23 protein-coding genes are annotated in these 25,334 nt (G+C 71.4%); 3 read left to right on the forward strand and 20 right to left on the reverse strand.

Annotated features, from left to right (window positions below; all coding sequences use genetic code 11):
- Positions 1-149 precede the first annotated feature (149 nt).
- Complete coding sequence (locus tag ABJI51_RS07815) at positions 150-1,040, forward strand: transposase family protein (protein ID WP_348948736.1); 891 nt, start codon at positions 150-152, stop codon at positions 1,038-1,040.
- 127 nt (positions 1,041-1,167) lie between these two features.
- Here the strand turns inward: ABJI51_RS07815 and ABJI51_RS07820 are convergent, their stop codons facing one another.
- Together ABJI51_RS07820 and ABJI51_RS07825 are read right to left on the reverse strand one after the other, a co-directional pair.
- Positions 1,168-3,405 (reverse strand): DUF6779 domain-containing protein, encoded by a 2,238-nt coding sequence (locus ABJI51_RS07820; RefSeq protein ID WP_348948738.1) that lies wholly within the window; start codon positions 3,403-3,405, stop codon positions 1,168-1,170.
- Between the two features lie 69 nt (positions 3,406-3,474).
- Positions 3,475-3,936, reverse strand: a complete 462-nt coding sequence (locus ABJI51_RS07825; protein ID WP_348948740.1) for a DUF3180 domain-containing protein — start codon at positions 3,934-3,936, stop codon at positions 3,475-3,477.
- A gap of 52 nt (positions 3,937-3,988) precedes the next feature.
- Between ABJI51_RS07825 and ABJI51_RS07830 the strand changes: the two genes are divergently transcribed.
- On the forward strand, positions 3,989-4,933 hold the full coding sequence (locus ABJI51_RS07830) for a helix-turn-helix domain-containing protein (RefSeq protein ID WP_348948742.1): 945 nt from the start codon (positions 3,989-3,991) through the stop codon (positions 4,931-4,933).
- Between the two features lie 334 nt (positions 4,934-5,267).
- Here the strand turns inward: ABJI51_RS07830 and folK are convergent, their stop codons facing one another.
- From folK to dacB, 13 genes are all read right to left on the reverse strand, one after another.
- On the reverse strand, positions 5,268-5,759 hold the full coding sequence (gene folK, locus ABJI51_RS07835) for a 2-amino-4-hydroxy-6-hydroxymethyldihydropteridine diphosphokinase (protein WP_348948743.1): 492 nt from the start codon (positions 5,757-5,759) through the stop codon (positions 5,268-5,270).
- Positions 5,756-6,115, reverse strand: coding sequence for a dihydroneopterin aldolase (folB, locus tag ABJI51_RS07840; protein WP_348948745.1), 360 nt, complete (start codon positions 6,113-6,115; stop codon positions 5,756-5,758). Before folB ends, folK begins: the two co-directional genes overlap by 4 nt.
- The gene (gene folP / locus ABJI51_RS07845) at positions 6,108-6,908 is read right to left on the reverse strand and encodes a dihydropteroate synthase (RefSeq protein WP_348948747.1); all 801 of its coding nucleotides are present in this window, start codon (positions 6,906-6,908) and stop codon (positions 6,108-6,110) included. Before folP ends, folB begins: the two co-directional genes overlap by 8 nt.
- 35 nt (positions 6,909-6,943) lie before the next feature.
- Complete coding sequence (gene folE, locus ABJI51_RS07850; protein ID WP_348949772.1) at positions 6,944-7,549, reverse strand: GTP cyclohydrolase I FolE; 606 nt, start codon at positions 7,547-7,549, stop codon at positions 6,944-6,946.
- Positions 7,527-9,947, reverse strand: coding sequence for an ATP-dependent zinc metalloprotease FtsH (gene ftsH / locus ABJI51_RS07855; RefSeq protein ID WP_348948749.1), 2,421 nt, complete (start codon positions 9,945-9,947; stop codon positions 7,527-7,529). Before ftsH ends, folE begins: the two co-directional genes overlap by 23 nt.
- A 201-nt stretch (positions 9,948-10,148) precedes the next feature.
- Entirely contained in the window at positions 10,149-10,976 is an 828-nt protein-coding gene (locus ABJI51_RS07860) for an ESX secretion-associated protein EspG (RefSeq protein WP_348948751.1), read from the reverse strand.
- Positions 10,977-11,148: 172 nt separating this feature from the next.
- Entirely contained in the window at positions 11,149-11,937 is a 789-nt protein-coding gene (locus ABJI51_RS07865) for an ESX secretion-associated protein EspG (protein WP_348948753.1), read from the reverse strand.
- A 56-nt stretch (positions 11,938-11,993) separates the two neighbouring features.
- On the reverse strand, positions 11,994-13,373 hold the full coding sequence (locus tag ABJI51_RS07870) for a hypothetical protein (RefSeq protein ID WP_348948755.1): 1,380 nt from the start codon (positions 13,371-13,373) through the stop codon (positions 11,994-11,996).
- Between the two features lie 23 nt (positions 13,374-13,396).
- Entirely contained in the window at positions 13,397-13,762 is a 366-nt protein-coding gene (locus ABJI51_RS07875; protein ID WP_348948757.1) for a hypothetical protein, read from the reverse strand.
- Positions 13,763-13,906: 144 nt separating this feature from the next.
- Positions 13,907-14,458 carry a hypoxanthine phosphoribosyltransferase gene (hpt, locus tag ABJI51_RS07880; protein WP_033261644.1) on the reverse strand — a complete coding sequence of 184 codons (552 nt, stop codon included), beginning with the start codon at positions 14,456-14,458 and terminating at the stop codon, positions 13,907-13,909.
- A 3-nt stretch (positions 14,459-14,461) separates the two neighbouring features.
- Positions 14,462-15,421: a tRNA lysidine(34) synthetase TilS gene (gene tilS / locus ABJI51_RS07885; RefSeq protein WP_348948759.1), complete on the reverse strand. Its 960-nt coding sequence runs from the start codon at positions 15,419-15,421 to the stop codon at positions 14,462-14,464.
- The gene (locus ABJI51_RS07890; RefSeq protein ID WP_348949774.1) at positions 15,418-16,437 is read right to left on the reverse strand and encodes a zinc-dependent metalloprotease; all 1,020 of its coding nucleotides are present in this window, start codon (positions 16,435-16,437) and stop codon (positions 15,418-15,420) included. Before ABJI51_RS07890 ends, tilS begins: the two co-directional genes overlap by 4 nt.
- A gap of 93 nt (positions 16,438-16,530) precedes the next feature.
- The gene (dacB, locus tag ABJI51_RS07895; protein ID WP_348948761.1) at positions 16,531-18,990 is read right to left on the reverse strand and encodes a D-alanyl-D-alanine carboxypeptidase/D-alanyl-D-alanine endopeptidase; all 2,460 of its coding nucleotides are present in this window, start codon (positions 18,988-18,990) and stop codon (positions 16,531-16,533) included.
- 176 nt (positions 18,991-19,166) lie between these two features.
- Here dacB and ABJI51_RS07900 point away from each other — a divergent pair, with 176 nt between their 5' ends.
- Positions 19,167-19,679 carry an inorganic diphosphatase gene (locus ABJI51_RS07900; protein WP_348948763.1) on the forward strand — a complete coding sequence of 171 codons (513 nt, stop codon included), beginning with the start codon at positions 19,167-19,169 and terminating at the stop codon, positions 19,677-19,679.
- Between the two features lie 62 nt (positions 19,680-19,741).
- Here ABJI51_RS07900 and ABJI51_RS07905 read toward each other — a convergent pair whose 3' ends face one another.
- The 5 genes from ABJI51_RS07905 to ABJI51_RS07925 form a co-directional block, all read right to left on the reverse strand.
- Complete coding sequence (locus ABJI51_RS07905) at positions 19,742-21,391, reverse strand: MDR family MFS transporter (protein WP_348948765.1); 1,650 nt, start codon at positions 21,389-21,391, stop codon at positions 19,742-19,744.
- A gap of 164 nt (positions 21,392-21,555) precedes the next feature.
- Complete coding sequence (gene glyA / locus ABJI51_RS07910) at positions 21,556-22,824, reverse strand: serine hydroxymethyltransferase (protein WP_348948767.1); 1,269 nt, start codon at positions 22,822-22,824, stop codon at positions 21,556-21,558.
- Between the two features lie 150 nt (positions 22,825-22,974).
- A complete protein-coding gene (rplK, locus tag ABJI51_RS07915; RefSeq protein ID WP_348948769.1) occupies positions 22,975-23,403 on the reverse strand; it encodes a 50S ribosomal protein L11 in 429 nt (142 codons plus the stop codon).
- Between the two features lie 33 nt (positions 23,404-23,436).
- On the reverse strand, positions 23,437-23,955 hold the full coding sequence (locus ABJI51_RS07920; protein WP_004559890.1) for a gamma carbonic anhydrase family protein: 519 nt from the start codon (positions 23,953-23,955) through the stop codon (positions 23,437-23,439).
- An 84-nt stretch (positions 23,956-24,039) separates the two neighbouring features.
- Positions 24,040-25,248: a M14 family metallopeptidase gene (locus ABJI51_RS07925; RefSeq protein WP_348949775.1), complete on the reverse strand. Its 1,209-nt coding sequence runs from the start codon at positions 25,246-25,248 to the stop codon at positions 24,040-24,042.
- Positions 25,249-25,334: the final 86 nt, after the last annotated feature.

A 25,334-nucleotide genomic window follows, 5' to 3' on the forward strand; every position in this document is an offset into this window, starting at 1 on the left:
CCCGAGCGCCCCAATGGGGTTGTTTCATCGTGGTTTGTGCTGGTGAGGGGTGTTGGGTGGGTGGTGGTTTGCCTGTGGTGGCAAGGAGGGGTGTTGGGACCGGTGTGGGTGGTGCTGGGGATGGGTGAAGCCCTCGGCAAGATCGAGATGTGAGTCAACAACCCGCCGAGGGCTTCGAGGCCCTTTCCTACCAGGTGGTTCTTCCGCTCTCGCGGTCGACCCTGCGGATGCTGGCCGAGCTGATCGGTGCCCACCGCCGCCGGTTGCGGTCCCGCTGGCGTAAGGCCACTCCCGCCGGGCAGGCACTGGTCGTGCTGGCTGTGCTGCGCCACGACCCGCGCCTGGCCCACCTCGGAGCCGGTATGGGAGTCTCCGCCGCCACGGTGCGCCGCTGGGTGCTGGAAGCGATCGCCCTGCTCGCCGCCCGCGCCACCCACCTGCACCGGGTCCTGCGCCGCCACGCCCGCGCGGGCGGGCAGGTGGTGCTGGTGGATGGCACCCTGATCCGGACCCGTCGCCGCACCGGCACGCACAACCGGGCCCACTACAACGGCAAACACAAACACCACGGCCTGGTTGTGCTCGCCCTGACCGACGAACACGGCCGGCTGTTATGGATCTCCCCGGCCCTGCCGGGCCGCACCGCCGACATCACCGCCGCCCGCCGGCTACGCATCCGCGAACGGCTCCACGTCCACGGCCTGACCCCGGCCGCAGACAAAGGGTTCCACGGCTGGCACAAAGACATCCGCACCACCCGTGACTGCCGCCGCTGCGGCGGAGCGTGTGAGCAGGTTGTGCTCACGCCTTACAAGGCCGAAGCCCGCCGGCCGCTGACGAAAGCGCAGAAGCAGGCCAACGCGGTGTTCTCGGCGATGCGGTGCGCGGTTGAGGGCGGCTTCGCTGCCCTCAAACACTGGCACATCCTCGACACTCTCCGCCTGCACCCCCGCCACGCCACCACCCTGCTGCGCGCCCTGCTCGTGCTCACCCAGCACGAACAACACGCCCGCGACACTGCCCAACCAAGCCCGGCCTGACCACTACCACACCCAGCCAACACAGCCTGACCAGCACAAACCAAGATGAAACAACCCCAATGTGGCCTTCGGTGCGTTCAACGCACCCAATGTGGCCTTGGGGCGCTTGGGGTACCGGGCCGCGGATTCAGTCCTCGGCGCGACGGCGGCGGCGCGGGGTCGATGCCGTTCCGCCGTTGGCCGCCAGCAGCTCGCTCACCGAACGTCCGGCCGCGTGGGAGCCGCTGCCTGGGGCGGGTTCCGCCGCGCGGCGGCCGTTGCGGGTGCCGTTCTGCTCGATGTCCGCCGGGTCGACCGGGGCCATGCCGCGACGGGACATCGATGCCCGCTCGGCGACCATGCCCTCCCAGGCCGGGGGCTCGCCGTCCGGACGACGGCGGCGGCCGCCGCCGGCAGGCTCCGGCGTCGACGGGACTGCCGGCAGCTGCTGCGAGTCGTCCGGCTTGCGGCGGCGGCCGCCGGACCGGCCCTGGAAGTTGCGGACCGACTCCGGCAGCGTCGGGTTCGCCAGCGGCGCCTCGGCCTCGGCGGCCTCCTTGGGCGCACGGTGCGAACCGCCGTGCCGGGACGACGGCTCGTCCAGGATCGGCGACATGTCGGCCCGCGAGAACTGCTCCAGCCGCGACGGACGGCGGCCGTCGGCGGCCGGGACCGGGGTGGTCGGCGGGACCACGGCAGGCAGGTCGGTGCGCGACGGCTGCCGCGGCGCCGGGCTCTTGCCCGGCACCGGCGTCGTCGGCGGGACGACCGGGATGTCGGTGCGCGAAGCCGCGGCGTCCCGCGGCATCGGCGGCTGGACCGGCTTCGGCTCCGGCGGCTTCGGGCGGTTCGGGCGCTGGCGCTCGGCGAAGTCGTCGCGGTTCTGGAAGGCCGCGCTGAGGTCCTTGACCGGCCGGATGTCCGACCGCGAGACCTCCGACGGCTTCGGCGGCGGAACACTGGCCGCCGGACGGCCGGGCACCGGCCGCGGCGGCTCGGGCGCCTTCCGCGGCACGCCGTTCGGCTGGCCGCCGACGCGCGGAATGTCCGGACGCGACATCTCGACGCGGGGGATGTCCGGCCGCGACATCTCGACCCGAGGAATGTCGGGCCGGGACATCTCGACACGCGGAATGTCGGGCCTCGACATTTCCACCCGGGGAATGTCCGGCCGGGACATCTCCACCCGCGGAATATCCGGGCGCGACATCTCCACGCGCGGGATCCCTGGACGCGACACCCCCGGAACATCCGCCCGCGGAACCTCCACGCGCGGGATGTCGGGACGCGACATCTCGACCCGCGGAATGTCCGGCCGCGACACCTCGACGGGCGGGATCGCGGGCCGCGACATCTCCGCGCGGCGCGCGGGCGGCGGCTCGGGACGGCGGATCTCCGTCTTCGGCTCCACCGGCGCGGGGCGGCGGATCTCGGTCTTGGGTTCGACGCGCGGCACGTCCCGGCGCGTCGGCTCCGCGGCGGCCTCCGGACGACGCTCAGGCTGCTTCGCGGCTTCTTCGGGCTTCGGCAGCCGCATCGGCTGGGACTCGGCCTGGCGGCGGGCCGCCTCGGCGCGCAGTTCGGCGGCCTTCAGCTCGCGCTGCGCGGCGTTCAGCGCCGGGTCGACCGGCGGGACCGGCGGACGGCGTTCGCTCAGCGGCTTCGGCCGGGCGATCTGCTGGGTGCTCTGCGCGGCGACGTTCGCCGGGGCCTTCGGGCCGGGCTTGCCGCCGCCGAAGCTCTTGCCCTTGCCGAGGCCCTTGCCGTTCGCGGGCTTGCCGTTCGACGCCTTGCGGCGGCGCTCGTCGAGGACCCGGTCGATCAGCTCGGTCGGGCGCTCGCCCGGCTCGGCGGGCTTCTTCCCGGCCATCAGCTGGGCCGGCTTCTTCTTCGGCGCGCCGTCGGTGACCAGGCGGTTCTCGTCGGAGAGCTTCCGCATCCGGGTCGCCTGCGCGGTCAGCGCGACGCGTTCGAGCAGCACCTCGCCGCCGAACAGCGACTGGAGGCTGTCGCGCAGCGCGGAGACCTCGGCGCGCAGCGCCTCCAGCTCCTCGCGGCCCTTGGAGTCGGCGACGGAACTCTTCTCCGCCTCCATCTCCAGCTCGTACTCACGCCGGGCCGCGATCTCGCGTTCCAGCTCCAGCTCGTACACAGCCTGCGCCTCGGCGACCGCGTCCTCGCTCTGTGCCGCGTGCTTGCGGTACTTCACGGCGAGAAAAGCGCCGATCAGGGCAGCCCAGAGGGCGGCGACGATCCCGAGCCGGAGATAGCGGAGATCGTCGCTGAGCACCAGTGCGAGGGTGGCTCCGATGGCGAGGACAAAGCCGACGACAAGCCACGGCCTGCCCAAGAGGCGGCCGCGCGAGTCGTCACCCACGCCGGTCATGACTGACACCGTACCTGCTCGTAACCCGAACGAGACCTGCTCGGTCCCGCGAGCGGTGGGATTCCAGCGCTAACCGGTCGTCCCGCGGGTGTGCTCCCGATCCTGGTCCCGCGGGGTCCGGCAGCAGTGTTCGAGCCACAAAGCCGCAGCTACCAGCGTTGCGGCGGACGCCACGCCGACGATCGCGGACCGCGTGTCGAGCACCGCGGCGACGAGTTCGTCACGTCGGGGAAAAAGATAGGCGAGCGCCGCCAGCCAGGCACCGGCCATGAAGGCGCCGGCGAGTGACGACGCCTTGGCCAGCGCCACCGACCGGGCGATCCCGATCGCGGCGACGACGCGGCCGTTCCGGATCCGCGAGCGGATGGAGAAGGCGAGGACGACCTCGATCACGGCCAGCACGGCGAACGTGACGCCGGCGAGCAGGGGCAGCGGCGGCAGCGAGCCGTAGGCCGCCTGGAAGAGCAGGTAGCCGAGGCCGAGGCCGAGCAGACCGGCCACGACCAGGTCACGGGGCCGGGTGAAGTGCATGCTTCAACCGTACCGTGCTTAGCTTGACTCTCCACTGACTGGAGAGTTCATCATGCGTCTTGCAGGCACCACCGCGACCTTCACCATCGGCGAGCTGGCCCGGCGGACCGGTCTGCCGGTCAAGACCATCCGGTTCTACTCGGACGAGGGCCTGCTGCCCCCGACCGAGCGGACGGACGCCGGCTACCGCCTCTACGACGCCCGCGCGATGGCCCGGCTGGAGCTGGTCCGCACGCTGCGCGAGCTGGGCCTCGGCCTGGCCGACGTCTCGGCGGTGCTGTCGCGCTCGTCGACGGTCGGCGAGCTGGCGAACCGGCACGTCGAGGCGCTCGACGAGCAGATCCGGCGCCTGCGGCTGCGCCGGGCGGTGCTGCGCGCGGTGGCCAAACGCGATTCCGAACCGGAGGAAGTGAAGCTGATGAACCGTCTCGCGTCGATGTCCGACGAGGAGCGCAAGCGGCTGGTCGACGAGTTCTGGGACGAGATGGTCGCCGGGCTCGAGGTGGACGAGGAGTTCTACCGCCGGATGCGCGCAGGGAAGCCGGACCTGCCCGACGACCCGACGCCGGAGCAGCTCGAGGCCTGGATCGAGTTCGCCGAGATGGTCCAGGACCCGGACTTCCGCGCGCTGATCCGCCGGATGAGCGAAACCCAGTCCCAGCAGATCAAGGACGGCACGTTCCAGCAGCCGGCGGACGCCTGGCAGCAGAACTGGCCGGGGTGGATCGCCCGGGCGCAGGAGGCGGTGGAGGCCGGGCAATCGCCGACGTCGGAGGCAGGGCAAACGCTTGCGGCAGAGATCGCGGCAGCGACGGCCCGCCCGGACCAGGACCCGGCTTCGCCGGAGTTCCGCACGGAGATGGCGGACCGGTTCGCGATGAGCGGCGACCCCCGCGCGGAGCGCTACTGGCAGCTGCTGGCGACCATCAACGGCTGGCCTCCGGTCCCGACGGCCCAGCCGGCGGTGCAGTTCATGATCGCGGCACTGCGCGGCTGACGTCCGGCCGGAAACGGCTGGCCGCCGGTCCGACCACGCAGCCCACCGTCAGCTTCATGACCGCAGCACTGCGCGCCTGACGTCCCCGCCGGAAACGGCCCGCCCCGGTCCCCGAAAGCCCAGCCCGCGGTGCAATTCATGATCGCGGCTGCGCGGCTGATGTCTTGAATGACTCATTCAGGTCCTCGGAGGTCCTGAATGAGTCATTCAAGGCACCCCGGGGCGGCTCCTGTCGGCGACCGAGCCGGACAACTCGGCGATTCGCGGGCTTGCGGGGGTTGACTTGTCCGGCCGGATGCGGCAGCAGCTCACCGGAACTTCACCGCGCGGCGCGTCAGGCCAGGACGAGATCCGTCCGGCGGACCGTGGCCACCTCGTCCGCCGGGCGGGCCGCCAGCAGCGTCGCGATCGGGCCGTGGCCCGGCAGCACCGCGTCCGGCTCGATCTCCACCCACGGCACCAGCACGCTCGCCCGGTCCGGCGTTCCCGGGTGCGGCAGCAGCAGCTCCGGGTCATCCGACGTCACGCCGTCGACCGTCACGACGTCGACGTCCAGCGTCCGGGGGCCCCAGCGCAGCTCGCGGACCCGGCCTGCCGCCTGCTCGGCCGCCTGCCCGGTGCGCAGCCACGCCCAGTGGTCGCGCGCCGGGTCGTCGACGACGCAGACGGCGTTCAGGAAGTCCGGCTGGTCCTCCACGCCCCACGCCTTCGTCTCGTACACGCCCGACACCGCGACCAGCGCGGGGCGCACTGCGTCCAGGGCCAGCTTCAGGTACCCGAGCCGGTCTCCGAGGTTGGACCCGAGCGAGAGGACCGCCCGGCTCATCGGTCGCGCCGGACGGTGACCGCGACGTCGTCGAAGGTCAGCGGGATCGGCGCCGACGGCTTGTGCACCGTCACCTCGACCGCGCTCAGGCGCTCGTCGCGCAGCACCTCGTCGGCGATCCTGCCCGCGACGCTCTCGATGAGGTCGTACGGCTCGCCCGCGACGATGCCCGCCGCCAGCTCGGCCAGCTCCCCGTAGTGCAGGGTCTTCGTCAGGTCGTCCGACGCGGCGGCCGGCCCGAGGTCCAGCCACACGGTGATATCGACGACGAACTCCTGGCCGTCGCGCTTTTCGTGCTCGAACACGCCGTGGCGGCCGAACACGCGCAGGCCGGTCAGCGTGATCCGGTCAGACATTCTTGTTTCTCCAAGCGGCGGCCACCGTGACCGCGTCCAGTGAAGCCCCGACCTCGTGCACCCGCACGCCCCACGCGCCGGCCGCCGCGGCCAGTGCGGAAACCGCGGCCGTGGCGTCCTCCCGGCCGTCCGGTGGCCGCGGCGTACCGTCCTCATCGGACAGCAGGCGGCCGAGGAACCTCTTGCGTGACGCGCCGACGAGGACAGGGAAACCGAGTTCCAGCAAGGAATCCAGCCCGCGCAGCAACGCCCAGTCGTGCTCGGCGTTCTTGGCGAACCCGAGCCCGGGATCCAGCACGATCGCGCTCTCGGCGACACCCGCCGCGAGCGCTTCGTCCACTCTGGACAGCAACTCGGCCCGGACGTCGGCCACGACGTCCTGGTACTTCGCGAGCGCGTTCATGTCCTTGCTGTGCCCACGCCAGTGCATCAGCACCCACGGCACCCCGCTTTCGGCCGCGACCCGCGCCATGTCCGGATCGGCCAGCCCGCCGGAGACGTCGTTGATCACCTTCGCCCCGGCCTCGAGCGCGGCGGCGGCGACGGCCGCGCGGGTGGTGTCCACGGAAAGCTCGATGCCCTCGCCGGCAAGGGCGCGGACGACGGGCAGGACACGCGCCAGCTCGGTCTCGGCGTCCACTCTGGACGCTCCCGGCCGCGTCGACTCACCGCCGACGTCGATCAGGTCGGCGCCGCGCGCCCACATTTCGCGGGCGTGCTCCAGCGCCTGGTCGAGCCCGAGGTACCGGCCACCGTCCGAAAAGGAATCCGGCGTCACGTTCAGCACGCCCATCACGACACACCGCCCGGGCGCGGGCAGCCCAGCACTCACCGGCGTGCCTTGATGAGATCGAGCGCCTCGGCCCGCGACGACGGCGAGGTCTTCAGCAGCCCCCGCACGGCGGAAGTGGTGGTGCGGGCGCCCGGCTTGCGGATGCCGCGCATGGCCATGCAGAGATGCTCGGCCTCGATCACGACGATCACGCCCCGCGGTTCGAGCTTCCGGACCAGCGCGTCGGCGACCTGCGAGGTCAGCCGCTCCTGGACCTGCGGGCGCTTGGCGTAGAGGTCGACGAGCCGGGCCAGTTTGGACAGCCCGGTGACCTTGCCGGCGGCGTTCGGGATGTACCCGACGTGCGCGACGCCGTGGAAGGGGACGAGGTGGTGTTCACACTGGCTGAACATCGGGATGTCCGTGACCAGCACGAGTTCTTCGTGGGACTCGTCGAAGGTGCGGTCCAGGACCGTGTCCGGCTCGGTGTAGAGCCCCGCGAACATCTCTCGGTACGCGCGGGCGACCCGGGCGGGGGTCTCCTTGAGACCGTCCCGCTCCGGGTCTTCGCCGCAGGCCAGGAGAAGCTCGCGGATCGCCTTTTCCGCCCGGTCCTGGTCGAAGACCGGGCGGTCGGCGTCACTGAGGCTTGTCCGGTCCATCCACGTCACGTCGTTCTCCCTCGTTCTGCTGGTTGCCCGCCTGGTCGGCGAACCAGCCGTGCTCACGAGGGCGTTCTTCACCACCGGGCCGCCACGACTGGCCCGGCTGCCCGCCCGGCGAGGTCGCGGGCGTCCAGCCCGGAGGGGCACCGTAGTTCGGCGGGCCGCTCTGGCCTGCCGGGGCGCCCGGGTAGCTGCCCGGCTGCTGGCCGCCGTAGGCCTGCGGCCAGTGTGCCGTGCCGTTGGGGCCACCGTTCGGGCCGCCGTAGGGACGGCCGCCGTTCGGGTAGGCGCCCGGCTGGGGCGGTGCGTACGGGTTGGCGTTCGGGTCGACCGGGGACGGCGACGGGTACGGCGGGCCGCCCGGCAGGTCGCCCGCGCCCTGCGCCGTACCGACCGGGGTCGGCTCCGGCTTGAGGGCGGGCTTCTTCTCCTTCTCCGGCGGCGGCCACGGCTCGCCGCGCTCCATCGCCAGCTCGCCCGGGGTCTTGATCGGCGGCTTGTCCGACGGCGTGCGCTCGCCGAACTCGTTGAAGACGGTGATGTGCGGGCGCTTCTCGACGGTCGCGAAGATCCGCTCGAGGTCCTTGCGCTGCAGCGTCTCCTTCTCCAGCAGCTCGATGACCAGCTCGTCGAGGACGTCGCGGTAGGTGTTCAGCACGTGCCACGCCTCGGTGTGCGCCGTCTCGATGAGCTTGCGCACCTCCTCGTCGATCTCGTGCGCCACCTCGAGCGAGTAGTCCGCCTGCCGCCCGGCCGACCGGCCGAGGAACGGGTCACCCTGCTCCTGGCCGTACTTGACCGCGCCGAGACGGGCGCTCATGCCGTACTCCATGACCATCGCGCGGGCGATCTTCGTCGCCTGCTCGATGTCCGCGGACGCGCCGGTGGTGGGCTCGTGGAAGACGAGCTCCTCGGCCGTGCGGCCACCCATCGCGAAGACCAGCCGTCCGATCATCTCCGAGCGGGTCATCAACTCCTTGTCGTCCTCGGGGACGATCAAGGCGTGCCCGCCTGTGCGGCCGCGCGGGAGGATGGTCAGCTTGTAGACCGGTTCGATGTCCGGCATCGCCCACGCGGCGAGCGCGTGCCCGCCCTCGTGGTAGGCCGTGATCTTCTTCTCCTTCTCGGAGATGATCCGGCTCTTGCGGGCCGGGCCGCCGACGACGCGGTCGACCGACTCCTCCAGCGCCGCGTCGGTGATCACGTGCCCGTTCTGGCGGGCGGTGAGCAGCGCGGCCTCGTTCAGCACGTTCGCCAGGTCCGCGCCGGACATGCCGACGGTCCGCTTGGCCAGGCTGCCCAGGTCGGTGCCCTGCGCGATCGGCTTGCCCTTGGCGTGCACCTCGAGGATCGCCTTGCGGCCGCGCAGGTCGGGCGCGGACACCGGGATCTGCCGGTCGAACCGGCCGGGGCGCAGCAGCGCCGGGTCGAGGATGTCGGGCCGGTTGGTGGCCGCGATCAGGATGATGCCGCCGCGGGCGTCGAAGCCGTCCATCTCGACGAGCAGCTGGTTCAGGGTCTGCTCGCGCTCGTCGTGGCCGCCGCCGAGGCCGGCGCCGCGCTGGCGGCCGACCGCGTCGATCTCGTCGACGAAGATGATGCACGGCGCGTTCTGCTTGGCCTGTTCGAACAGGTCACGGACGCGGGAGGCACCGACACCGACGAACATCTCGACGAAGTCCGAGCCGGAGATCGTGTAGAACGGCACGCCCGCCTCGCCGGCGACGGCGCGCGCGAGCAGCGTCTTGCCGGTACCGGGCGGCCCGTAGAGCAGCACGCCCTTCGGGATCTTCGCGCCGAGCGCCTGGTAGCGCGCCGGGTTCTGCAGGAAGTCCTTGATCTCGTACAGCTCTTCGACGGCCTCGTCGGCACCCGCGACGTCCCCGAAGGTCGTCTTGGGCATGTCCTTGTTCAGCTGCTTGGCCTTGGACTTGCCGAAGTTGAGGACGCGGTTGCCGCCGCCCTGGGCGTTGTTCATCATCCACATCAGCAGGCCCAGGACCAGGGCCAGCGGGATGGCGAAGATGAGGATCTGCGTCAGCACGCCCTGCTGGGTCACCTTGGTGGTGAACTTGATCGGCTGGCCGCCGTTCTTCGCCGCGATCAACGAGTCGTAGATCGGGCGGGTGGCGTCCGCCGGGTACTGCGAAATGATCTGGGTGACCTGCTGCCCGTCGATGTCGACCGGCTTGTTCAGCAGCAGCTTGAGCTGCTGCTCCTTGTCCTCGAGGCTGGCTTCCTTGACGTTGTTCGCCGTGATCTGGGAGTTCGCCACCGAGATGGGTGCCTGGGTGTACCCACGATCACTGTCGAAGATCGTGTTGTACGCGAACAACGCCAGCAACCCCGCGACGATCCACAGCAGTGGGTTCCTGAGCACGCTCTTCCGGTTCATACGACTCGGCCCTGGTGGCCTCGACCCTCCCTGGTTGGGCGGCTCCTGTGATACCCGCCATCACGATCTTGACAACCCGTGGTGCCTGGACACCTGCCCATCAGGGTACCGTCCGCCGCCGCGTTCATCCCCTGTGAGCCTCTCGCAGGTCAACGGGCGATACCGCCCCCGGGTTCCCGGGCCGTGTGTGCAGCGGTAACGCTAGCGCGTGCCGTCCGACACACTGCTCACCATCTCCGCCAGCCGGGACCGCAGTGTCTTCTGGTCCGCGGGGGCCACGGTGACCCACTCGCGGCCGTCCGTACCTGCGCGGGAAAGGCTCAGGTAGCGGCCGGTCGCGGTGTCGAACCAGGCCAGGACCCGGGACCGCTGCTTGGTCCCGACCTGCGAACGGCTGTTCGCTGCCAGCTGACCGCCCCGCTGCCGGGGCTGCCCGCAGATGCGGCCGTACACCTCCCGCGGATCGGCCGTGACGCGCTCGCTGAGCGGGGTCCGGCGGGCCCGGCCCCGGCGTTTGTCTTCTTCCTCACGTGGGTCCGCAGGCAGTGACACCGGCACCCGGATCGGCGGTGTGCGGACGGCGTCGTCCAGCGGAAGTGTGACCGACGCCTCGGTGCCGCGCGGCCCGGTGGGTAGCACGCCGACGACCGCGGAGACCAGGCCGTCCGGCGGGACGTCCCGCAGCCAGATGCCGTCGGCGTCCTGGATCGCCAGGATGCCCTGGGTGTCGTCGGCCGCCGCGAGCACGCCGACGGTGGGCGCCTCGAACTGCGGGATGTGCAGCGCGTCGATGGTCACCGGGGCGAAGGCGAGCAGGTGCAGCGCATCCTCGATCGGCGGCGACAGCCTGCCCCGCGGATCGCGGATGCCACGGGCCTTCAGCTCGACGTCGACGCGGTGGCGCAGCGAAACGCGTTCATCCTCGGTGGCGCCGTGCGACCGCACGATCAGCGGGTACGGCAGCTCGCCCATCTGCGCCGACTCCCACAGGAAGTCGAACGCGAGTGGCGAGAAGAACTCTTGCATCATCACTCTCCCGGATCGGACTCTTGCTCAGCGTAGCCCGCACCACCGACAAAACCGGTGCGCCGATTTTCGCAGAACGCGGACGGGCCCGGCCGCGGCGGTGCGACGACATGAACGACTCGTTCATGACGTCCGGCGAACCCCGGCACCGGACCCCGGGTCGGAAACCGCGGGGTCAGACCGTCGCGGTCGAGTTGGCCGCGTTCGCGAGCATCTCGCCGAGGCGATGGCGCAGCGTTGCCGCGTCCGCCGGGGCGATCGTGATCCAGTCGCGGCCGTCGTGGCCGCGGCTGCCCTGGGTGAAGTAGCGGCCCGTCTCCGTGTCGAACCAGCTCAGGACCGGGGTGCGGGTGCGGCCGCCCATGCGGTTGCGGGCGTTCGCGCCGATCTGGCCGCCGCGCAGCCGGGGCTGGGCGTGCAGCCGGGCCAGTGCCTTGCGGTCCTCGTCGGCCGAGGCGCGCTCGTCGCCGTTGCCGCGGCGCTGCATGAAGTCGACGCCGTGCGCGCCGACCAGCTGCTCCAGCGGGACCGTGATCGACTTCTCGGTGCCGCGCGGGGCGCCCGGCAGCAGCGAGACGATCGCGCTCGCCAGCCCGTCCGGCGGGCACGGCTGCAGGTGCAGTCCGCGCAGGTCCTGGACCGCCAGCAGGCCCTGCCCGCCCAGCACGCCGGCGACCGCGAGCAGCGGCTCTGCTTCCGGGGCGATCAGCTGGACGGCGTCCAGGCTCAGCTCCGGCGAGGCCAGCACGCCGAAGTAGTCCTCGATGTGCGGCTCGGGACGGCCACGGCCGTCGGCGAGACCGCGCGCCGCCAGGCCTTCCAGCGTGCGGCGGCGCAGCAGCTCGCGCTCGTCGACGGTCGCGCCGTGCGAACGGATGCGGAACGGGTACGGCAGCTCGCCCAGCCCGGCGGACTCCCACAGGAAGTCCACCTCGACCGGGGTGAGCAGCTCAGCGGTCGGCATCGAGCCACCCCCAACGGAAGGCGAGCCGGGCGCGCGGTGCGCGCCCGGCCTGCGGATCAGCGGTCTTCGTCGTCCCCGGACCACGCGCCGATGACCGGCGGCGGGGTCGCCTGGTTCGCGCCGAAGGCCTCGTCCGGGTCCGCCTCGATGAGGAAGGACGCGTGCGTGTGCTCTTCGTCCTGCTCCGGCTGGGCGCCGTGCGGCGCCATGCCACCCATCCCGCCCATGCCGGGGGCCGGCGGCGGGGTCTGCCCGCCGATGGTGCCCGCCGACGAGACGAGACCCTGCTGCGGCGCCTGTGCCGAAGCGGCGCTCTGGCCCTGCCCGTCGGCCGCCGCCAGCGAGGTGTCGTTCTGCTCCTTGGCACCGGACTTGCTGCCCGAGCCCAGCGCCCGCGACGCCAGCGCGCCGAGGCCGCCTGCCACGCCGCCGAGGCCGAGCCCCATGCCGATCTTGCCGAGCGGGCTGCCGCCGCCGGTGTGCTGCGCGCTGCCCGGAACGGCCTGGCCGGTGCTCGTGCCGGTGCCCGTCGCCGTGCCCGGACCGCCGGGCGCGTCGCTGCCCAGCACCCCGTCGTGGCCGAGCGCGCCGTGCCCCGCACCGGCACCGGCGGCCGCGTGGTGGGCGTCGAACGCGCCGCCGAAGCCGCCGAAGCCCGCGCCGCTCGCGGCGAACACCCCGTCGGCACCGGACAGCCCCTGCACCGGGCCGGTGCTGCCGACGGCGTTGACCGCGCTGAACGAGACGGAGTTGTGCGTCGCGGTCGGCTTCATGCCGAGCGACTCCGGGCCGAAGCTCGGGGTCGAGTTGTCGACCTCCTTCATCGCCTGCGTGTAGGCGTTGAAGAACGCGACCTGCTGCGCCTTGACCTCGTTGGCCGCGTCGAACTGGGCCTTCTGGTCGTCGAGCAGCGCCTGCGGGCCGCCGGCCAGCGCGGCCGCCATGGCGCGCTTCGGGTCGTAGTCCTTGGGCGGCGGCATCTTCTTGACCTGCTCGGCCGCCGCGGCCTGCCGGGCGAGCCGGTCGGACATCGTGTGCGCGGCCTCGGACGCCTGCGAACCGGAGTTGGCGATGGCCACCAGCGCGCCCTGCGCACCCGCGGCACCCTTGCCGACCCACGCGTTGCCCAGCTCGGCGATCGCGTTGTACAGGTGGTCGGACGCCTGCTTCAGCTCGTTGCCGTGGTGCGCCCACGCCTGCCCGGTCGCGGTGGCCGTGCCGGGGTCGTTGTTCTGGACCGCGCCGTTGTACAGCGTCTGGCTGTCCTGCGAGTTCCAGTTCGGCGGGTTGGCGATCGCCCGGTCGCTGCCCATGTCGAAGCCGTCGGACCGGCCGCGGGCGTTGGCGACGATGTCGTGCGACGCCGAGTTGTCGCCCAGCGGGACGAGCGAGCCCGGGTCGCCGGTCGAGGGCTGGTCGCTGTGGTTCGGAGCCATGACTTCGAAATCCCCCTCTGGACTCAGGCGTTACGGAACGGGTCGGCCGCGGCCTGGTCGATTTCGTGGTAGCGGGCCATCGCCGTGACGATGCCCTCCTCGGCGGCGGAGTACTGGTCGAGCAGGTTCTGCAGCGCGGCGGAGTAGGAGTCGCCCCCGCCGTCCGCGCGCTGGACGAACTTCGCGGCCATCGCGTTGCCGACCGGGTTGTCGCCGAGCCGCGGCGGCTGGGCGAGGGTGCCCGCGCCCGCGAGCAGTGCCTCGACCGCGTCCTTGCCGGTGCGGATCTTGTTCAGCACGGCCTGCGCGGCGTCCGGATCGATCCCGACCTGACCCGCCGCGGCCGCGGCCTTGAAGGCGTTCGCGTCGGCAGCGCTGCTGTTCCCCATCTGCACTCTCTCCCGTTCCCCCGACCCGGTCACCGCGGGCACGATTGGTCTTCGCATAGGTTAACGCACGTGATCAGAGCCTATGACGCATTCCGCGAAGCCGGGGTTCCGCGAATCAGGTAGTTGCGGTGAACGGTCGGTGACCTACGCCGTGTAGACCTTCGGGTCGAGGGTCCCGATGTAGGGCAGGTCCCGGTAGCGCTCGGCGTAGTCGAGGCCGTAGCCGACGACGAACTCGTTGGGGATGTCGAAGCCGATGTACTTCACCGGCACGTCCACCTTCACCGCTTCCGGCTTGCGCAGCAGCGAAACGACCTCGAGCGACGCGGGGTTGCGGCTGGCGAGGTTCTTCAGCAGCCACGACAGCGTCAGGCCGGAGTCGACGATGTCCTCGACGATCAGCACGTCCCGGCCGGCGATGTCGCGGTCGAGGTCCTTGAGGATGCGCACGACGCCGGACGACGACGTCGCCGACCCGTACGAAGAGACGGCCATGAATTCCAGCTGCGTCGGCAGCGGCAGCGCGCGGGCGAAGTCGGTCATGAACATGACCGCGCCCTTCAGGACGCCCACCAGCAGGAGTTCGCCCTGCCCGTTGGCCGGATAGTCGGCGGCGATCTGCTCCGACAGTTCCGCGATCTTGTCCTTGATCTGCTGCTCGGTGACGAGCACGGAGGCGATTTCGCCCTCGTACACGGGTCATTCTCCTCGTGTGGTGGGTTGGGAGGTGAGGCAGAGCCTGCCATGTGCCCGGCGCGCCTCCAAGTTGCCCGGCAACCACACGCCGCCCTGACCACGCCACCGGGCGACCAGGTCGTCGACCGCACGCAGGTGCGCGTCGGTGAGTTCCCGCACGCCCGACGCCAGCAGCCACCTGCGGAGAACCCGCCGCCGGACCGCCGCGGGCTCGGCCGTGAGCGTGGCCACGTCCAGCCCTTCGGGGCCGCCCGCGCGGGTGAAGATCGAATTCGCCAGTGTGTCCAACGCCTCGCTGTCCTCACGAAGCTGCGCGGCCGTGCGGGCGAGTGCGGCGGCGACTCCGCCGTTGAGGACGTCTTCCAGGAGCGGCAAAACTTCCGTGCGCAGCCGGACGCGGGTGAAGCGCGGCTCGGCGTTGTGCGGGTCCTCCCACGGTTCGACGCCGAGTTCGGCGCACGCCGCCCGCGTGGTCGCGCGCGGGACGGCCAGCAGCGGCCGTCCCCACGGCGGGTCGTGCGGCCGCATCCCGGCGACGCTGCGCGGCCCGGAGCCGCGGCCGAGGCCGAGCAGGACCGTCTCGGCCTGGTCGTCGAGGGTGTGGCCGAGCAGGACGAGCGGGTGCCCGGCCAGCGCGCGATACCGCGCCTTGCGCGCGGCCGCTTCGGGACCGCCCGGGCCGGTCACGTCGGCGCGGCGCACCTCGGCTTCGTCGACGCCGAGCGCCTTCGCCGCGGCCGCCGCGTCCCGCGCGATCTTCGCCGAGCCCTCCTGCAGGCCGTGGTCGACGACCAGCGCGCGGACACGCAGCCCGCGGCGGTGCCCGGCGTACGCGGCGGCCTCGGCCAGCGCGAGCGAGTCCGCGCCGCCGGACACCGCGACGCACACCTCGGGCGGCGGCTCGACGGTGTCGAGGAAGGCGCGGACGGCCCGGCGGACGGCCGCGACCGCCTGCCCGGTCATCCGTGCAGGCGCCGGACCCACGCGGCCGGATCGGAGATCTCGGCGCGCGACGGCAGGGTGTTCGGCGACCGCCAGACGGCGTTGAAGCCGTCCATGCCGACGGCGTCGACGACGTGCCTGGTGAACTTCGCGCCTTCTTCGTACTGGCGGATCTTCGCGTCCACGCCGAGCAGCGCACGCAGCAGCCGGTCGAAGACGCCGCCGCCCTTGCGCCGCTGGGTGAAGCGCGCGCGGATCGTGTCGACGCTCGGCACGACCTGCGGGCCGACGGCGTCCATCACGTAGTCGGCGTGCCCCTCCAGCAGCGTCGAGAGCGCGAGCAGCCGGTCGAACACCGCGCGTTCCTTCGGCGACTGGATCAGCTCGGCGAGGTTGAGCTTCGGCCCCTGCTTGATCGCTTCGGGCAGCCTGCCGAACAGGTCGGCCAGGCTGTCGTTGCCGCCGATGCCGCCACTGGTGAGCCCGGCGACGAGGCGCTCGACCTCGTCGGCGAAGTAGTCGCGCAGCCACCGGACCGCGGTGAACTGCAGCCGGTGGGTGCACTCGTGCAGGCAGACCCACAGCCGGAAGTCGTGGCCGGGCACGTCCATCGCCTGCTCGGCGGCGACGACGTTCGGCGCGACCAGCAGCAGCTGCCCTTCCTTTTCCGGACCGCCGAAGGGGTCGTACTGGCCGAGCACGCGGCTGGCGAGGAAGGCGAGCACCAGCCCGGTCTGGACACCGGCGCCACCGGCGAGGATCGGCCCGAGCGGCCCGCCCTGCTGCGGCAGCGCCCGCCCGGTGAGCGCGTCGAGCCCGGCCGCGGCCGAGCGCACCCAGCCGGGACGGTCGACCACCTCGCCGGGCAGCAGCGGCAGGTCGAGCCCCAGGTTCGTCAGCCGCCGCACGTGCCCTTCGGCCTCGACGGTCAGTTCGCGCAGGTCGCTGACGGCCTCCTCGGCCTGTGCACGCGGAACCTGCGGACCACCGCGCACCAGCAGCGCGCCGGTCTGCGCGGCGATCGCCCAGTCGACCACGGAGCGGGTCTGCGTTTCCTGACTCACCCTTCCGACGCTACCCGGCCCCGGCGGGTTTCCGGCGACGATCTCCGCACGGTTCGGCATCCGCCGTTACGAGCAGCCGCATTTCCGGAGGCTCGTCGCGAGCGCGTCGATGGCGTCGCGGCCGGATTCGGTGTCCGAGCCGTTGGACATGAACGCGAACACGAGCACCCGCCCGTCCTGGTCGAGCACCAGGCCGGCGAGGGTGTTCACGCCGGTCAGCGTGCCGGTCTTCGCCCGCACCCAGCCGCGGCCCGCCTGGGACGCCGGGGTGTCGAACCGCTTGTCGGCGAGGGTGCCGGACGCCCCGGCGACCGGCAGGCCGGCCAGCACCGGACGCAGCTTCGCGGTGGCCGGGTTCTTGCCCTCCGGCGCCGCCGCAGCCGCCAGGAGCTGGGTCAGCAGCCGCGCCGGGATCCGGTTCAGCGACGAGATCCCGCTGCCGTCGGAAAGTGCGACACCGGTGACGTCGAAGCCGTGGTCCTTCAGGACCTTGATGGTCGCGCGGGCGCCGCCGGCGTAGCTGGCCTCTTCGCCGTTGGCGAGCGCGACCTGGCGGGCGACCGCCTCGGCGAGGACGTCGTCGGACAGCTCCATCAGGTCGGACACCAGCTCGGTCAGCGGAGCGGACTTGACCTCGCCGAGCACCTTCGCGTCCTTCGGCGCGGTCGCCTGGCCGCCCGCGGAGGCCCCCAGCTTCGAGGCGATCGACTGGGCCAGCGCGCTGCCCGCGTTCGCCGTGCGCTGCGAGTTGTTGTCCTTGGGGCTGAGCCGGCCACCGTCGGCCATGACGGGCGCCATCTGCGTCGCGTACGTCGACGGCGCGTCGCCCGCCTCCCAGCCCGGAGCGGTCGTCGGGCCCTTGAACAGGCTGAGGTCGACCTGCACCTTCTTGACGCCGGGCGCGGCCTTCTTGACCTGCGCGACGAGGTCGTCGACGTGCGCGGCGCCCGGGTACAGCGGCGAGTCGGTGCCCAGCGGCAGGTTGGTGAGCGTCGTGTCGCCGCCGCCGACCAGGATCACCGTGCCGGGATCGGCGCCCTGCACGATCTTGGTGGACAGGCGCAGGTTGTGGTCCAGCGAGAGCAGGGCGGCGGCGCTGGTCAGCACCTTCGTCGTCGACGCGGGCGTCACCGGCGACGCGGAGTTGTGGTCCCACAAGAGGGTTCCGGTCACCGGGTCGACGACGCTGCCGGTGAGCTGCCCGAGAGCGCCGTTCCCGGCCGCGGCGGCGAGGGTGGCCTTGACGCCGTCGGCGGTCGGCGCCTGGCCTGCGGTGTTGGGCCCCTGCAGCTGCCGCGTGGCGGCGGCGGGCTCGGGCATGTCGCCCTTCGGCGCGTTCGGCGCCCACGGCAGGCCCAGGCGGTTGGAGACCTTCGGCGTCGCGGCGGCAGCACCGGCTCCGGCCAGCAGGAGCAGCACTACGGCGACGAGCGCGATCACCTTGCCCTTGCGCCGCTTCTTCGGCTTTTCCGGTTCCTCCGGCGCTGCGGCGGCAGGGGGTGGTTGTTCGGTGCGGGGCTGGGGCTGCTGCTGGAAGGCCCCGGGGAACTGGGTGGGCCGTTCGATCCCGACGGTCGCCTCGGCATCGAACCGCTGCCCATCCGGCTCGATCCGCTGCGGCCGCGCCAGCGACCCGGCGGAAGCGGAGGGGACAACGCCCCGCGGCGGCTCCGGCAACGCGGGACGGCGGTCGTTCGGGTCGTTCGGGTCGGCTGGGCGGTCGCCGGAACGGTTTTCGCGCAGCTCGATGTGCTGGGTCCAGGGAGCCTGCTGGGGTTCCTGGGGCCGGTGGGGTTCTTGGGGTTGGTGGGGGTCTTGGGGTCGCTGGGGTTCCGCGGGACGCTGCTGGACCTCTTGGGGTTCCGCGGCGGGACGCTGCGGAGCCTCCCAGCGCTGAGTTTCCTCGCGGCGCGGAGGTTCCTGCTGGCCCTGCTGAGACTCCTGGGACCGCTGAGGTTCCTGCGGCCGCTGCTGCGGATCCCCGCCGCGTTGGGCCTGCTCGGCGCGCTGCGCTTCCCCGCCCTGCTGCGGCCCCGCCAACCAAGCGGTCTGCTCGGCTTCCGGCCGCCCGCCCTGCGGCTTCAGCTGCTCCTCGCGACGCTGCTGCTCCTCCCGCCACAGCCGCAGCTCCTCACGCCACGGCTGCTCCTGCTCCTCCCGCTCACCCGGCCACCCGGCGCCCACGTCCGCCGCGGGCTGCTTCTCGACCTTGATGTACTGGGTGCCCTCTTCCGCCTGCTTCGGCTCGCGGCTGCCGAGCCGGTCGGCGAGGTCCTGCTTTGCCGGGGTTGGCGGTGGGGGCGGCTCCTCCGCCGGCGCGTTGAGGCCCGGGATCGGCTCGGGCGGGACGTTCGGCGCGAACCAGGACCCCTTGGGGGCCTCACTGCCTGTGACCTTCGGCACGCCTGGTCGCCCGGAAGTGTCCTTCGCCGGTTCCGGCAGCGACATCGGAGTGGTCTTCCGCGCCCCGGACGACGAGCCGTCTTCGTCCGACGAAGGCCACATCGGCTGGTCGTTTTCCGGCACCCACCACTCCTTCTCACCTGCCCCGGAAGGGGCCAAGCTCACATGCCGCGTGGCCGACATCGATGCGGCCCCCCGGCAGGGCGTAGTCCACACTAGGAGACGTCAAGACAGTCATGAAGGTTGCCGCCCTCGATGTGCGGCGTGCCGGCACCTAACGAAGAAGCAGCGAGGACGGCGTGGAGTTCGACGTCACGATCGAAATCCCCAAAGGGGAGCGCAACAAGTACGAGGTCGACCACAAGACCGGCCGCATCAAGCTGGACCGGACCCTGTTCACGGCCACGCAGTACCCGGCCGACTACGGGTTCATCGACGACACCCTCGGCCAGGACGGCGACCCGCTCGACGTGCTCGTCCTCGTCCAGGAGCCGACGTTCCCGGGCTGCCTGATCCGCTGCCGCGCGATCGGCATGTTCCGGATGACCGACGAGAAGGGCCCGGACGACAAGGTCCTCGCGGTCCCGACGAACGACCCGCGCCTGGAGCACCTGCGCGACATCCATCACCTGAACGAGTTCCACAAGCTGGAGATCCAGCACTTCTTCGAGGTCTACAAGGACCTCGAGCCCGGCAAGAGCGTCGAAGGCTCGACCTGGGTCGGCCGCGCCGAGGCCGAGGCCGAGATCGCCCGCTCGCTGGAGCGCGAGGTCGACCGCCTTGCCAAGGAAGAGGCCAACGGCGGCCACTGAGCCCCATACCTCCGAAGGCCACCATCACGCCCTGATGGTGGCCTTCAGAGGTTTTCAGCGGGTCAGTGCGCCAAGGCGAGGGCGGGAGCCTCTTCGGCCTCCGCGCGCTGCTCCATCGCCGACTTGTCCGACAGCGGCTTCTCCTTGAGGAACCACACCAGCGCGAAGCCGACGGTCAGCACGAGCCCGCCGACCAGGAACACCGTGCTCATCGACTCGGCGAAGCCCTGCAGGATCGGCCGGGCCAGCGTCGGGTCGAGCGTCGACAGGAACGACGTGTCGTTGACGTCCAGCCCGCCCTGCAGCTGCTTGGCGAACTCCGGGTGCTGCGCCAGCGCCGCCGTGTAGGCCGGCGTGGTCATCGCCGAGCGGATGGCGTTCGCGATCCGGTCGCCGACCGTGCCGAACAGGATCGACAGGAACACCGCGGTGCCCGCCGTGCCGCCGATCTGGCGGAAGAACGTCGCCGCCGAGGTGGCGACGCCGATGTCCTGCGGGCGGACGTCGTTGGTCGCGGCCAGCACCAGCGTCTGCATCGACGCGCCGAGGCCGAGGCCGATCACGAACGCGATCACCATGACCAGGGCCAGTGAGGTGTCGACGGTGATCGTCGACAGGGCGAACAGCGCCGCGGCCATCAGGCCGAGCCCGGCCACCGCGAACATCTTGTACCGGCCGGTCCGCGAGATCACCGCGCCGCTGCCCATGCTGGCGGCCATGATGCCCAGCGTCAGCGGGAGCATCTGCAGGCCCGCCTGGGTCGGCGTCGCGCCCTTGACGATCTGCAGGTACAGCGGCAGCGACATCATCGCGCCGAACATCCCGGCGCCCTGCACGACCGTGACCAGCGTCGACATCCGGAACACCGGGCGGCGGAACAGCCGCAGCGGCAGCAGGGCGGCGTCGCCCATCCGGCGTTCGATCGCCACGAAGGCGGCCACGCCCAGCCCGCCGACGACGTACATCGCGACCGACGCGGCGGAGCCCCAGCCCCATTCGCGGCCCTGCTCGGCGACGATCAGCAGCGGCACCAGGCCGACGGCCAGCGCCACCGCACCCCAGTAGTCGACCTTCTGCTCGACGCGGCGGTGCGGCAGGTTCAGCACCTTCGTGACGACGACCAGCGCGGCCAGCGCGATCGGGACGTTGACCAGGAACACCCAGCGCCAGCCGGTGATGCCCGCGAAGGAGTCGATGCCCGCGAAGAAGCCGCCGACGACCGGGCCCGCGACGCTCGAGATGCCGAACACCGCCATGAAGTAGCCCTGGTACTTGCTGCGCTCACGCGGCGCGGTGATGTCGGTGATGATCGCCAGCGCGAGTGACATCAGGCCACCGGCACCGAGCCCCTGGAAGGCGCGGAACGCGGCCAGCTCGTACATCGACGTCGCCATGCCGCTGGCCAGCGAGCCGGCCAGGAACAGCGAAATCGCCGTCAGGTACATGGGCTTGCGGCCGTAGAGGTCGGACAGCTTGCCGTACAGCGGCGTCGAGAGCGTCGCAGTGATGAGGTACGCCGTGGTGGCCCAGGCCTGCAGGGACAGGCCGTGCAGCTCGTCGGCGATGGTGCGCATCGACGCCGACACGATGGTCTGGTCGAGCGCGGCCAGGAACATGCCGAGCATCAGCCCGGACAGGACGGTCAGGATCTGGCGGTGGGTCAGCTTGCCCTGCGTAGCGGCTGCTCCTTCCGCCGTGGTGGTTTCGCTCATGGTGATCTCCCTCAGGCTCCGCGTAGTTGCTTGTACCTCTCAACTACTTGCTTCAGCCAAGTATTCCCCGATGAGCTTGTATCGTGCAACCAAATTTTCCTGTGACCCCCGGCACGCCGAAGGGCGGCACTTTCACGGGAAAGTGCCGCCCTTCGAACGAGGGGTCAGGCGGAGTAGCCGGGGATGGGGAACGGCGCCAGGAACTCGCGGATCTCCGCGGCGATCGTGTCCAAAGAGGACTCGTCGGCCGCCGCGGCCGCGGTGACGGTCCGGTCGATCCACTCGGCCACCTGCGGCTGGTGTTCGGGACGCAGGCCGCGGGTGGTGATCGCGGCCGTGCCCAGCCGGATGCCGGAGGGGTCGAACGGCTTGCGCGGGTCGAACGGCACCGTGTTGTAGTTCAGCTCGATGCCCGCGCGGTCCAGCGCCTGCGCCGCCGGCTTGCCCGCGACCGCCTTGTTCGTCAGGTCGATCAGCAGCAGGTGGTTGTCCGTGCCGCCGGACACCAGGTCGTAGCCGCGGGCGAGCAGGGCGTCGGCCAGCGCGCGGGCGTTCGCGACGATCGTGTGCGCGTACTCGCCGAAGGACGGCTGCTGGGCCTCGTGCAGGGCAACGGCGATCGCCGCGGTCGTGTGGTTGTGCGGCCCGCCCTGCAGGCCGGGGAACACCGCCTTGTCGACGGCCTTGGCGTGCTCGGCGTCCGAAAGGATCATCGCGCCACGCGGACCGCGCAGGGTCTTGTGCGTCGTCGTCGTGATCACCTGCGCGTGCCCGACCGGCGACGGGTGCGCGCCACCCGCGACGAGCCCGGCGATGTGCGCGATGTCGGCGACGAGCACCGCGTCCACCTCGCGGGCGATCTCGGCGAACGCCGGGAAGTCGATCGTGCGCGGGATCGCCGTGCCACCGGCGAAGATCAGCTTCGGCCGGTGCTGGCGGGCCAGGTCGCGCACCTGGTCGAGGTCGACGCGGCCGGTCTCCTTCGCGACGCCGTAGCGCACCGGCGTGAACCACTTGCCGGTCGCCGACACGCTCCAGCCGTGGGTGAGGTGCCCGCCGTCCGGCAGCGCCATGCCCAGCACGGTGTCGCCGGGCTGGGCGAAGGCGAGGTAGACGGCCAGGTTCGCGGGCGACCCGGAGTACGGCTGGACGTTCGCGTGGTCGGCGCCGAACACGGCCTTCGCGCGCTCGATGGCCAGCTGCTCGACCTGGTCGATGAACTGCTGGCCCTCGTAGTACCGCTTGCCCGCGTAGCCCTCGGAGTACTTGTTGGTGAGCACGCTGCCGGTCGCTTCGAGCACGGCCTGCGAGACGTAGTTCTCCGAGGCGATCAGGCGGATCTTGTCGTGCTGGCGCTTCGCCTCGTCCTCGACCAGGCCGGCGATGGCCGGGTCGCCGGTGGCGAGCGCGTTCAGTTTCGGCTGGTGTGTCATGGCGTACTCCGGCTCTGGAGTGGCCTTCACCCAGGCGCGCGGTGCCGGCCTCGTCGTCGCTTCCCGGTGGTGCTCCACCTCGATGGCGCCAGTCGCTGGTGCGGGAACAAAGCCTAGTCCACAACGCTCAAGCCCCGGTGTACGCGCGTTTCAGGGCACGACCACGACGCCCATCGAGCGGGCCGTGCCCGCGATCGTGCGCATCGCCGCCTCGACGTCGGAGGTGTTCAGGTCCGGCAGCTTCCGCTCGGCGATCTCGCGCAGCTGCTCCTGGGTCAGCTTGCCCGCGACCTCGTGCCCCGGGCGCGCGGAACCCTTGTCCCCCAAGGCCTTCTTGATGAGGAACGACGTCGGGGGCGTCTTGAGCCGGAGCGCGAACGAGCGGTCCTCGAACACCGAGACGACCACCGGCACGATGTCGCCGCGCTGGGCCGCCGTCGCCGCGTCGTAGGCCTTCTTGACCTCGACGAGGTTGACCCCGGTCTGGCCCAGCATCTTGCCGAGGTCGACGACCGGGGCGTTGCCCGCGGTGAGTTCCAGGGTGACCTGGTGGGTTTGCTTCTTCGTCTTCGGAGCCATGCCCCGAAGCTAGAGTCTCCAGCTACTGGAGGGTCAAACCGGTTTGGTGCCCGCGCGGTGCCGTCGCGCCAGCTCCTGGTAGATCGCCGCGTTGTGCTCGACCCACATCCGCGCCGAGTCGGTCAGCGGGACGAACTTCTTGGCCGGGCTGCCCATCGCGATGACCTCCTCGGGCACCTCCGTCGCCGGCGTGACCGTCGCACCGGCCGCGACCAGCGCCCGCGCGCCGATCTTCGCCTTGTCGAGCACCGTCGAGCCGTTCCCGATCAGCGCCTGCTCCCCGATCGTGCAGTCGTGCACCAGGCACTGGTGGCCGACGGTGACGTTCTTGCCGACCTCGCAGACACCGTCGTTGACGTGGATCACCGAGTTGTCCTGGATGTTGGCGCCCTCGCGGATGACGATCCGGCCGAAGTCGGCCCGGATCACCGCGCCGAACCAGACCGAGGCGTCCTTCTCGACGACGACGTCGCCGATGAGGGTGGCGGTGGGCGCGATCCACGCGTCCGGGTGGACCTGCGGGCTGAGCCCTTCGAAGGAGAACAGAGGCATGCCCGCACCCTAGACCGCAGCGGCCCCCTTCCCCGGCCGGCGGGGAAGGGGGCCGTTCGCGAGCCGCGACGGCTGCCGGGGGTGTCAGCCCGTGATCGCGGCGTTGATCAGGATGTCGACGGCCTGGTCGTTTCGGGTCGTCTGCGGCACGATCTGCGTGTCACGGGGGTAGAAGCCGGGGCTGCTGCCCTTCGGGTACATCTCGAAGGTGAAGCTCCAGATCTTGTGCGTCGCCCACATCCAGTCGTTGACGCTGCCGTCGGTGATGTAGAGGTCGCTGGACTGCTCCGGCGTGTAGCCGTTGGTCGCGGCCATCTGCCTGCCCAGCGTCTGGAACTTCTGCGCCTCGGCCGCGGTCATGCCGGGCGCGGTGTCGGCGTAGGTGTAGCCGAACGGCCAGAGCACCAGCTCGGAGTAGGTGTGGAAGTCGATGTGCGTCCTGATCTGCTGGACACCGCCGATCACGCGCGAGTTCACCCAGTTCGAGACGGCGCGGGTCTCGGGCGCGGAGAACGCCGCCGTGCCGCGGTAGGTCTCGCTGGAGGGCGAGCTCGACGAACCGCCGCAGCAGCCCCACTTGTAGCCCCAGTTGCGGTTGGGGTCGGTGCCGCTGCCCTGGCGGTTCTTGCGCCAGCTGTGGAAGGTGCCGCCGGAGATGTCGTACTCGGAGCCGTCGGGGTTGACGCTGGGGATCACCCAGATCTCGGTGCTGTCGACGAGCCGCTTGATCGCGCTGTTGGTGGCGTATTCGCTGGTCAGCCGCTGCACGATGTGCAGGCACATCTCGGTGGTGAGGTGCTCGCGGGCGTGCTGGTTGCAGGTGAAGAGGACCTCGGGCTCGTTCTCGTCGGTCCCGGCGTTGTCGCTGATCTTGATCAGCGACAACGCGCGGCCTTCGTAGGAAGTGCCGGCACTGCCGAGCTTCGCGAGCGACGGATAGTTCGCGACGGTCTTCTGCAGTTCGGTCTGCGTCTCCGCGTAGGTGTGGTAGCCGGTGTAGCCGGCCGGGAAGTCCTCGACCGTCGCGGTGCCCTGGGGCCGGTCGACCTTGCCGAGCGCCTTGACGCCGAAGCCCTGCGCGCGCAGCTGGGCCGCTTCGCCGGGGTTGGCGATGACGGTGGTCGTCGCGCCCTCGGCGTCGAGGATGTCGGCGCCGGACCGGGCGATCGCCGTCCGCTGCTGGGCGGTGGCGGCGCCGGTCACCTCGTACACCTGCGGGCCGTCGGCGGGCTGGGCGGCGACGGCCTGACCGCCGGTGGTGAGCATCAAGAGGGCGGCCGCGGCTGCCGCCAGGCACGTTCGTGGGCGCATGACGTCTCCTGCTCTCGGGGGTGCTTCGACCTTGGCGGGAGCCGGACGTACCGCACAATCCGTATCAG

This window comes from Amycolatopsis melonis (assembly GCF_040064235.1).
In the GTDB taxonomy this organism is placed as follows: Bacteria; Actinomycetota; Actinomycetes; order Mycobacteriales; family Pseudonocardiaceae; genus Amycolatopsis; species Amycolatopsis melonis.